Origin of the sequence: Bacteroides sp. 2_2_4, assembly GCF_000157055.1 — a bacterium.
GTDB lineage: Bacteria > Bacteroidota > Bacteroidia > Bacteroidales > Bacteroidaceae > Bacteroides > Bacteroides ovatus.
In genome coordinates this window covers 1-2429 of the sequence record NZ_EQ973391.1, presented here as the reverse complement: position 1 = coordinate 2429, position 2429 = coordinate 1, and the positions used below count along the sequence as shown (strand labels likewise).

The window sequence follows — 2429 nt, the reverse complement described above, 5'->3', positions numbered from 1 at the left end:
GTCGAGTAGGTCAGCCCCCTTACGGGAGCTTTCCCCTCTAAGAACCGTACGTGCGAGTTTCCCCGCATACGGCTCAAGCAACATGACCGTTACCGACTTTGTTATCGGTAGAGCCATCTCATTTTCGACTTTCATATTCATAATCTACTTTGCATTTTACGTTTACAACTGGTATGTACAAGAGTTCTTACCTTTCGTCCACTGACTATTTGTTCAGTGATACTCCAAGGTCTTTCCCTGTCAATACGCTCTCCACATACAGGACATACTTTATTCTGTCGTTTCCAAATGTTTATTAGAGATTGCCTGCCTTTCAGCGTTTGCTTCATTCGGTAGGTTTCTCTCCATTCGTAGTACGATTTATCTGATGGGTCATACGGATTGGCATAATGCCGAACCTTGACGAATTTCTCATGGTGGATGGTTGGTAGATAGGTCAGTTCGAGATAATCAATCTTATCTTTCTTGCCCATATCTGCCGCAAATCTCCACGAGTGCCCATTTAGTGTTCTGAAATACTTATCCTTTACCCATCCTTTACATTTCTGCGGATGTCTGCGTCTTGCCCATTGCCATATTTTCTTGAAGATTTCCCAATCCATTCGGTGGAATACATTCGCAGAAGTACCATATTTATAATAATTACCCCAACCTTTTATGATTGGATTCAGCATCATAATAAGTGACTTCTGTTTTACACACTTGTTGGCTTCTATCGTCTTGCGGATTTTTTCGCAAAACCTCTTTTGCGCATCTTTGGATGGAGTTGTCAGCAGCGTATTATTGCGGAACTTTCGGATATTGAAACCGAGAAAGTCAAATCCCTCATTTATATGTGTGATTTTTGTCTTTTCTTCTGATAGTGTCAGACCTCTTTCCGCAAGGAACTTACGTACTAATGGAAGTATAACCTGTTCTATCGTTTCCTTATCCTTTGCCGTTACAATGAAATCATCTGCATATCGTACAAGATGTATCTTAGGAACTATCTTTTTGTAGTTCACCTGATATTTCTTGACACTCTTTTCCAACAAATCTTGCAGTCCGTCAAGTGCCATGTTTGCAAGAGTTGGGGATATTATGCCACCTTGTGGGGTTCCCTCTTCCGTAGGAAAGAGTTCTCCATTGAACACATATCCGCATTCGAGCCATTTGCGTAGTATCTCCTTATCCATAGGGATATTGTTGATTAACCACGCATGGCTGATATGGTCGAAGCATCCTTTGATGTCCCCCTCAAGAATCCATTCGGGAGCGACCGAACGAGAAAGAACGATGTAGCATTGCTCGATGGCATCATGTGTACAGCGATGTCTGCGGAATCCGTAGGAATGGCTGTCGCCAGTGGTTTCCGCTATCGGGTCAAGTGCCATTAGGTACAATGCCTGCATCGCACGGTCTTTCATCGTTGGTATTCCGAGTGGGCGTAATTTCCCGTTCTTCTTTTTGATATTTACACGTTTTAAAGGTTGTGGCTTGTAGCCATGTCTTTTCAGAGTGAATATGGCTTTGGCTTTCGCCAATGGAGAAGACCATGTAATCTTGTCAACGCCGGAAGTAGATTTTCCTTTGTTAGTCGTAACTCGTTTTACCGCCAATGCTTTGGCGTAGAACGAGTGGGTAAGCATCCATTGCAGGGCTTTCACCTTGTTATTTCTGCCTTCCCTTTGAGCCTTTACAATACGTGCTTGCAGCTTTTGGACAAAACGCTCACATTTGTCCCAGTCGATTTTCGACCAGAGTTCGTGAATGTCTATGTCTTCGGGCGCACACGCCAATTTCTTTGCGTTCATTTGCTTTCCTTTCTTTAAAAGTTCTGTAAACTATCTTGTAAAGTGTCACCATAGGCGGAAGTCTGCCCACTTTCGTGTCGGATGATGTTACCTTTACCAACCCGTGATATTGGCTCAATCCGTATCCTCCCCATTACAGGGAGGCATTCGCTTTTTCCGCTATCCTATACCCACACCCCATGTAGGCTTGCCTTGCGGCTTGCTTACCAGCTCTGATGAACTGGAGAGATACGGGCTTACCGTGTTTTACATAAGTGATAAATAAGCGGGTTAGGTCCTGTCTATTCCACCGGCAGTGCTAATGTCCGTGTGCCCCCAAAGTTCAAGAGGACAGCCGACTGCTTACCTTTTGGTCCGAGCCTGTCAACAGCCTTTGGCTCGTTATACCTTACGATGTTTATCGGACAGTTCACTTTCGTTGACCATACCGCTAAGCCAAGCTCCTCGTGCTGAATGGTGTTATCAGCCGTTGATTTCCCCTCACGGTTCAATCTTCTCCTTTTGGAAAGGCTACCTTGTCGGGACAGCTCCGTACAAAAGGATTACTCCCAATGCACGTGTCCGTAGGCTACTCCAGACGGAACTGGAGGTGTAATCTTGATGTTACACAATCACTTACGCAACTTCACGTCGCAC

General features: G+C 44.6%; 1 protein-coding gene. It reads right to left on the bottom strand.

From position 1 onward, the window contains the following. Nucleotides 1-137: 137 nt before the first annotated feature. Complete coding sequence (gene ltrA / locus BSCG_RS00155) at nucleotides 138-1793, bottom strand: group II intron reverse transcriptase/maturase (RefSeq protein WP_004316241.1); 1656 nt, start codon at nucleotides 1791-1793, stop codon at nucleotides 138-140. Nucleotides 1794-2429 lie beyond the last annotated feature (636 nt).

Bases quoted from the DNA above. Each gene is read 5' to 3' on its own strand.
- ltrA (WP_004316241.1), bottom strand. From the start codon at position 1,793: ATGAACGCAAAGAAATTGGCGTGTGCGCCCGAAGACATAGACATTCAC.